The 8,115-nt window shown below is 34.7% G+C and carries 8 protein-coding genes; all 8 read right to left on the bottom strand.

The genetic code is table 11. The features are described from left to right. Positions 1–217 precede the first annotated feature (217 nt). The gene (locus tag AS161_RS06440) at positions 218–964 is read right to left on the bottom strand and encodes an undecaprenyl-diphosphate phosphatase (RefSeq protein ID WP_164542180.1); all 747 of its coding nucleotides are present in this window, start codon (positions 962–964) and stop codon (positions 218–220) included. A gap of 23 nt (positions 965–987) precedes the next feature. Then, on the bottom strand, positions 988–1,449 hold the full coding sequence (locus AS161_RS06435) for a YaaR family protein (RefSeq protein ID WP_164542179.1): 462 nt from the start codon (positions 1,447–1,449) through the stop codon (positions 988–990). A gap of 20 nt (positions 1,450–1,469) precedes the next feature. Beyond that, the gene (locus AS161_RS06430; protein ID WP_164542178.1) at positions 1,470–2,273 is read right to left on the bottom strand and encodes an Mrp/NBP35 family ATP-binding protein; all 804 of its coding nucleotides are present in this window, start codon (positions 2,271–2,273) and stop codon (positions 1,470–1,472) included. A 40-nt stretch (positions 2,274–2,313) separates the two neighbouring features. Beyond that, positions 2,314–3,336, bottom strand: coding sequence for a galactose-1-phosphate uridylyltransferase (gene galT, locus AS161_RS06425; protein WP_011993492.1), 1,023 nt, complete (start codon positions 3,334–3,336; stop codon positions 2,314–2,316). A 36-nt stretch (positions 3,337–3,372) separates the two neighbouring features. Then, positions 3,373–4,830 carry a glycogen/starch synthase gene (locus tag AS161_RS06420; RefSeq protein WP_164542177.1) on the bottom strand — a complete coding sequence of 486 codons (1,458 nt, stop codon included), beginning with the start codon at positions 4,828–4,830 and terminating at the stop codon, positions 3,373–3,375. A gap of 43 nt (positions 4,831–4,873) precedes the next feature. After that, positions 4,874–5,500 carry an MBL fold metallo-hydrolase gene (locus AS161_RS06415; protein ID WP_164542176.1) on the bottom strand — a complete coding sequence of 209 codons (627 nt, stop codon included), beginning with the start codon at positions 5,498–5,500 and terminating at the stop codon, positions 4,874–4,876. A gap of 43 nt (positions 5,501–5,543) precedes the next feature. Beyond that, positions 5,544–6,869, bottom strand: a complete 1,326-nt coding sequence (locus AS161_RS06410) for an MATE family efflux transporter (RefSeq protein WP_164542175.1) — start codon at positions 6,867–6,869, stop codon at positions 5,544–5,546. Positions 6,870–6,933: 64 nt separating this feature from the next. Beyond that, a complete protein-coding gene (locus tag AS161_RS06405; RefSeq protein ID WP_164542174.1) occupies positions 6,934–8,103 on the bottom strand; it encodes an MFS transporter in 1,170 nt (389 codons plus the stop codon). Positions 8,104–8,115 lie beyond the last annotated feature (12 nt).

Below are 8,115 nucleotides of genomic sequence, written 5' to 3'. Positions count from 1 at the left end.
TGAAAGTCAAAGTGTTGACTAGGTTTTTTATTTTTCTATTTTTTCTCCTCTTGACTTATTACCGGAAATCTTAAAACTTAAATATCAAGATGTTTGTTCTGCAAATTAATTATACCACATCAAATGTGAAAACCTAAAAAATTATTTCGATGAAAATAATGTAAAAAAGCCTCGGATAATCCGAGGCTAATTTCTTAAAATACTCAATTTTATATTTTCACTTCATGAAAAAACTTACAATTGCAGGAATTATAAGGTATATAGAAAAATACTTCAGATGAGCAGAAATGGTAAGAAATCTAACGAATATGAGCGCAACTAACCCAGATATAAAAGCACTGGCAAAACCAGATAATGTAGCAGCTGTAAAAGTTACGTTTTTCAACTCAAGTAATCCCGCAGCTAAGGTTATTGGAAGACTAAGTAAAAACGAATATTTGAAAGCATCCACCCTTGTCATTCCTATCAATAGAGCACCGATTAGTGTAAAACCACTTCTTGAGATACCGGGTAAAACAGCAACTGCTTGAAAAAGCCCAATAAGTAGAGCATCCAAATATGTTATATCGTTCATTGTTTTATTTCCAGAAAATCTGTCAGAAAACCATAATGCAGCAGCTGTTACTAAAAAGAATACACCAATCAATTTTTGTGAAGAAAAAGTTTCTTCTATCTTCGATTCAAAAAAAAGTCCAACAATCCCCGCAGGTATTGATGAAATAATTATTTTTAAGGCTAAATTCCACATATTTTTATCCAATCTCACTAGACCGTATAAGATGTTCCAAATATCATTGAAAAGTAGTATAAATACGGCAAAAAAGGTTGCTATGTGAAAAAATGCAAATAAGGCAAGGTCAGATGGAAAACTTATGATCTTTGAGAATAAAGCAAGGTGACCTGAGCTTGAGACTGGCAAAAATTCTGTTAATCCCTGAATAATTCCCAAAAAAAATTCTTTCAATCGAATTCACTCCTTTTCAGAGATCATTTGTAGATATCAAATAGTAAGCCATTTATTTCTCCAACTTTTTGAGCGAGTTTAATAGTGTCTTTCTCTGCTTCCATCAATAACGAGGATATTTGCATTAATCTTTCATCAATCTGCTCTGCGATTATGTGAAGCCTTGGTTGGGAAACATTAAAATCGTACTTTCCTGCGATTTTGTAGAGATTCTTTTCAACGTATTTTAGAACATTTTTAATGCGTTCTTTGTATTTTTTTAAATTATCTTGAGTTGGTGAACGTACAAAATCATTACCCGCTTCGACGACTTCGTTTACTAATTCCTCGATGGTTTTTCTTATTGCTTCAACTTCAGCTTCTTCAAATATACCAAAGAAGCTTGATTCTGATTTTCTATTAACACTCTCTTTTTTATTTGCTTTTTTGCCTTTTATAGATGTACTCTTCAGTTTGGGGTCATTTGAAGGTGGTTCAATTCTCAATATTTCACACCCTTAAAATTTTATTGTTTCTCAACGATTTTTGCAACATTTTCAGCTAATTCCCTAAACGATTTCTCAATTTCGCTTCCCCGGTAATAAAGTGTTATAGGTTTCCCCTCATCTAATAATTCAAGAGCTTTCGGATCCATTGGAATTCTACCTAAAACTGGAATGTTATATTCTTCAGCAAGTTTATCCGCTCCACCTTTTCCAAATGGATATACAATTTCGTCTTTACATTTCATGTAAGACATGTTTTCTACTATGCCTAAAACTTTTTGATTCATTGAATGAACAAAAGCGATAGCTCTTCTCACATCATCAAGCGCAACCCTTTGAGGGGTTGTCACTACGATAATTCCATCGATATTTCCAAGCGTTTGCAATAAGCTCAGCGCTTCATCACCTGTTCCGGGTGGAAGGTCGAAAATCATAAAGTCAAGTTGTCCCCAATTTGTATCACCCAAAAATTGTTTAATTGCAGAATGTTTAAGTGGTCCACGCCATATAATAGGCTTACCTTCTTCAACAAGCATTGAAATGGAAAGCGCCTTCAAATTTGGCAATATTTGGGCTGGAACAATTCTTTCATCTTCATCGACACCTGGTATAGCATTGCCACCTAGCATTCTAACTATATCTGGACCGTGTATATCTAAATCAAGGATGCCAACGTTGTAACCACTTTCTGCCAAAGCGGTTGACAAATTCACAGATACGGTCGTTTTGCCAACACCGCCCTTACCGCTGAGTACTGCTATGAAATGTTTCACGTTTTCCTTCAGTGTACTTATCTTTTGATCTTCTGATAGCTTAAAATCCATAATCTTCCTTCCTCTCCTTTTTTACTTTACAAGATGAAAATCACTTGTTTTGACTTTCCATTATCTCTTTGTAATTTTCCACAAGATACTTCGCTGCATCTTCTGGTGGAACAGGGTTTATGTAAAATCCTGAACCCCATTCAAATCCTGCGACTCTTGTAAGCCTTGGAATAATTTCGACGTGCCAGTGATAATAGAGCTTCCCTTCTTCACCAACAGGAGCTGTGTGAATTAGAAAATTGTATGGTGGATTATTGAGAACAACATGGATCCTATGCAAAACATCTTTCATAATCTGCGCAAATGCCTTTACTTCTTGTTCAGATATATTTCCAAAGTTATGCGAATGCCTTTTTGGCAGTACCCAGGTTTCAAATGGGAATCTTGCAGCGTATGGTTCAAAAGCTATAAAGTGTTCATTTTCTTCAATCACTCTTCTACCTTCAATTTTTTCTTGGTTTATCATATCACAAAATACACATCTTTCTTTGTATGAATAATAATCTTTTGCACCATCGAGTTCCTCTTGGACGGTTTTTGGCACTATTGGAGTTGCAATTATCTGGCTGTGTGGATGTGCAAGTGAGGCTCCTCCATCTTTACCGTGATTTCTAAATATAAGTATATACTTAACTCTTTCATCTTGCGCCATAGCTCTGAATCTTGTTAGGTAAGCCCAGATAACTTCCTCTGTTTGTTTGTAATCGTACAGTGCGAAAGTTGAATTATGGTCAGGTGTTTCGACTATTACCTCATGATAGCCAAATCCTGTCATCGCATCGTACATTCCGTGACCGTATCTATCCACTGGTAATTCAGAGTCAACAGCTGGAAATTTGTTAGACACTACCCTAACCCACCAACCCGGGGTGTTTGGTTGGGTCTCTGGTGGCCTGAACGCAAGGATTTCAGGCGGAGTTGTGTGTTCATTACCATAGTCAAAAGGACAGAACCCAACTTTTGTCTCTTCGGGTTGAACTTGAAAATCATGAGGACGCTTTGCACGTTCCGTGGAGATAATTACCCACCTTTTTACAACAGGGTCTTTTCTATATTCAGGCATGAAAAATCCTCCCTTTATATTTTGTTTCTATCTATTTTATCTTTGTACCTTGGATTTAGCTCTTTGATAAAGTTTTACGTATTCTTTCGCCGATTTATCCCAACTTAAATCCATTGTCATTGCGTTCTTTATCAAAGTGTTCCAATCTTCTTTACTATTGTAGAAGTAAATTGCCCTTGCCATAGCTTTAAGTAAGTGCGCGGGATCAAATCCTTCAAATCCAAAACCGTTTCCTTCTTTTGTTTCTGGATTGTATTCTTTGACAGTGTCAGCTAAGCCTCCAGTGTATCTGACAATAGGGATGGTACCATACCTGAGACTGTACATTTGACCCAATCCACATGGCTCGTATCTTGAAGGCATTAAGAACATATCACAGCCAGCGTATATTTTTTGCGCAAGCACAATATCAAACTTAAGATTTATGGAATATTTTTCTGGATACTTTTCTCCAAGTTTTTTGAACATATTTTCATATTTTTCTTCACCTGTACCTAATAGTACAAATTGGATATCAAATAATGAAACATAATCCATTATTTCAGCCATTATATCAAGACCTTTTTGGTCAACAAGTCTATTTATCATTCCAATCATTGGAACGTCTCTTTCAGGTAATCCAAGTTCTTTTTGTAGGAGTTTTTTGTTTTCTTTCTTTTTCTCGATGGTATTTAAATCATAGTTTACGTAAATCTTATTATCTGTAAGTGGATTAAACTCTTCGTAATCTATGCCATTTAATATTCCATACAAGTCTGAAGACCTTGCCCTTAAAACCCCTTCCAATTTTTCACCATATTCTTTTTGCTGGATTTCCTTCGCGTAAGTTGGGCTTACAGTGTTTATAATATCCGAGAAGATAATTCCACCCTTTAAAAAGTTTATTTTACCGTAAAACTCTATACCATCTATATTGTACAGATAATCAGGCAATCCCGCAAATCTTAAATATTCCGGTTCAAATATCCCCTGGTATCCAAGATTATGAATTGTTAATACAGTAGCTATTTTCGATAGTAAAGGATCATCTCTGAATACAGTCTTTAAATAAACAGGTATCAAAGCAGTTTGCCAATCGTTTACGTGGACAATATCATATTCAAAATTCAGCTTTCTTATAGCTTCTATTACACTATATGAAAAAAATATAGCTTGTTCTGCGAGATCTGGACCAGCGTAAACTTCATCAGCGTTGAAATAATATTCATTGTTAATAAGAAAAACGTTAACTCCTTTTGTGCCGGGTAACATTGTTTTATAAATTTCGAACTTTTCTTCTGTTCTCAACATTGATGCGTCTACTTTTTCTGTGATTTTTTCAATTGCCCATCCATATTTTTCAGCATTTTGTTTAACTTTTTTATGGTATGGCATATAGATATCGACGTTTATATTCTGTCTTTCCAAGTACTTAGGCAAAGCACCAACAACATCCGCCAAACCGCCAACTTTTGCAAATGGGTACACTTCATAAGATACCATTGCTATTCTCATTTGCTTCACCTCCCAATGATTTTTAATTTAAAAAATTATAAAGTCAAAATCTGGAAGATTCTACCGGTTCATCATGTGTAAATACTATATAATCGCATTTTTTTCTAATTTTATTGACGAATCTCGAGCAATTGTCGTTTCTTAATAATCTAATTATATCATAAAATTCCACGCGGTTCATAACTATATCGCCGGTATAAAAAACTCTTCCCATATTTTCCGTATCTATGAGAAACGAGCAATGTTCTTTTGAATGCCAGGGTGTATGAAAAACTCTGATTTTATCAAAAAGAATATCCCCTGCATTTATCTCAATGACTTTTTTCCATGAATCCATTATTTCTCTATACAATTTACTTTTAATAAGGCCAAATTTATCATATGGTTTATTCTTATAGGCAGGATGTATGTATATAGTGGCATTCGGAAAGATTTTGGTTGCGTATGCGTGGTCTAGATGGAGATGAGTCAGTAAAATATCGGTGATATCTTCTAATTTGATATTTCTGTTTTCCAAAGCTTCTTCTAAAGTATGAAACGATGTGTAATCTCCTGGGTCAATTAAGATTAATCTATTTTCGTTTTTTAAAAGACAAGCTGTTGAGTACGCGATCTCTACAGATTTTGGAACACGAATACTACCACCTATATTTAGTAATTCGAACTGCATTTAATCACCCCACACTTTAATTTGCTTTATATATTATATCATACTACACCACCCTTTTTTTCGTCCACGGATATTTTATGAAAAAGTACAAAACAAGAAACATTTCAAACAATTCAGCTATCATGAAAGAAAGCCAAAAGTTAATCGCGCCTAATTTAAGTATATTTACAGTAATGAAAAGATATGGGATCATAATAGCCCATCTACTTAAAAAGCTTGATATGAAGGTAAAAATCGTTAGCCCCGCGCCGAAAAAACCACTTGATAATAGCCAACTCACTGTTGTGAAAAGTAATGTTGGAACTACAATTAAAGAGCCTTGACTTCCAATTCTAATTACATTCATATCATTTGTGAAAAATAAATAGATATTACTTCTGAGTGTAATTAACACAACAACAGCTATGGATATTATCAATAAACCGTACAATAACGAAACAAACACAATATTTTTTGCCTCTTTTTCATCATCTTTACCCAAAGAAAAACCGACAAGTGTGCTAGTTGCCATTGATAAACCAAAGATAGGTATATTTGAAAAACCAATTATTCTTTCAAGGATACCGATTGTGCTTATATATTCTGAACCGAATCCAGAGGCAAATTTTATCAAAAACGCGTAAGAAAGCGTTCTAAGTAACATCTCACCGCCGGTGGGAAGGCCTATCGTCATTAGTTTTGCATCTATTTTCCAATCTAAAACAAACAAACCTTTAAGGGATATCTTAACATCCTTAACCCCTCTGAATAAAAAGAATAAACCTAATCCTAGGGAAATGAAAGTAGAAACAACTGTTGCCCATGCGGCACCAGAAATTCCCAAATTGAAACCTCGGATATTGATAAAAGGAACCCTATCAAACATGAAAATCGGATCTAAAAAGATATTTACAATAGAACCGGCAACCATATTAACCATAGCAAGATGCGCGCTACCGATGTTTCTAAGGGCGGTAAATGTGGAATAAGTCATAAAAAACGCAAACATAAAGAAAACTCTTATGTATCCATAATCAATTGCTGCCTTTACAACTTCGGTGTCTTTCGTATAAAAATTCATCAACGGTTTTAGTACAACCAAAAGTATTGCAGAGGCTAAAACAGCGACGAAACCTTTGAATATAAGAGTTTGCTCGATTATCTTACTTGTTAGCTTTTTGTCTCCTTTTCCGTAAGACTGTGAAATCATAGAAACGGAGGATGTCCCTATGATTTCGTTGAGTATCTCGACTATCCAAAAAACTGTCGAAAATAAAGTAACACCGGCTATCGCCTTAGACGATAGCCTGCCTATCCAAAATAAATCCACTATATCGTACATCGATTGCATAACACTACCAACAATCGATGGAAGGGCTAATTTAAACAACTGTCTGGAATTATCAAGGAACTTCGATTTATCAAAATTCAGAAAAGCACCTCCAAATTCTGTATTATACGGAATTTTTAATATGCTTGTACATCTTTATCATAACATAAGCGTTTGCAAAGTAGAAAATGGAACTTATTACGAATATAAGTGTATAACCATTTTTAAAAGCAGTTAGAAGTGAAAACATCTCAGCAGACAGAGCACGTGATACATTATTAACGAAATTATTAGCGCCGTTTATAGTTGCAATCTTATCACGCCTAACATTTGAATAAACGAGTGCGCTTAGCAAAGGACTAACCATGTTCATAACTGCGAATCTAACTATATAGACACTTGTAAATGTTATCGGTTCTCTCACAAAACTTAAAGAGACTATAAGTATAGGTACAACTACGTAAGAAAAGATAAGTATATTCATATCGCCGAACCTCTTACCAAGTTTGTGAGAAAACACTGCCCCAAGGCTTGTTGCCAATTGCGCCAAAGCTAAAATTATACCTATAACGGAAGCACTCATTTTGAATAAATCGTAAAATATGACATTTCCAAAACTAACGAACAATCCAGCCCCGAAACCAACACTTATCGTTGATAGCATATAGTAGAAAACTACTTTAGATTTTTTAGGAGAAAATACAGATATAAATTCTTGAAAATCAATAACATTGGAATTTTTAAGATTTACTTCATTTTGAATCCTCAATTTTCTTAAAGGAATTATAGCAAAAATTCTTGAAAGGCTTGCAGTGATAAGAACCCATTTTGCTGGAAACATATCGCCAAGTACTCCACCCAAAACATTTCCTATAACTCCGGTAAACATTCCAACTCCGAAATTTAAACCAAAAAATTTTGCTCTGTTGTCACTATCAGTTTTAAGAACTAAGAGAGTCGATAAAATTATGGAAGTAGCTGAAGTGAATCCACCAAAAAAGAACGAAGTGATAATCAGTTGAAAATAAGATTTGGTGATTACACGGTATACGCCAAAAAATATACCTAAAAGTTGCGAAAATATTATCAGTTTTTTCTTATCGAACTTATCAGCAAAAAAGCCAAATACCAATCCAAAAAATGCCGCTCCCCACAAGCTAGTAGAGGTTATTCTTCCAACAATACTTGTTGGAACTCCGCTTTGTCTTAAAACTAAATTAAATAGTGTTCCATATATACCCTGAGCAAGCCCGTCAATAAGGGTAAATAAAGTTATAAGCAAAGGTTGAGACATTTATACACCATC

It is taken from the genome of Fervidobacterium sp. 2310opik-2, from assembly GCF_011057735.1.
Lineage (GTDB): Bacteria > Thermotogota > Thermotogae > Thermotogales > Fervidobacteriaceae > Fervidobacterium > Fervidobacterium nodosum.
This window is presented reverse-complemented; position numbering and strand designations above follow the sequence as displayed.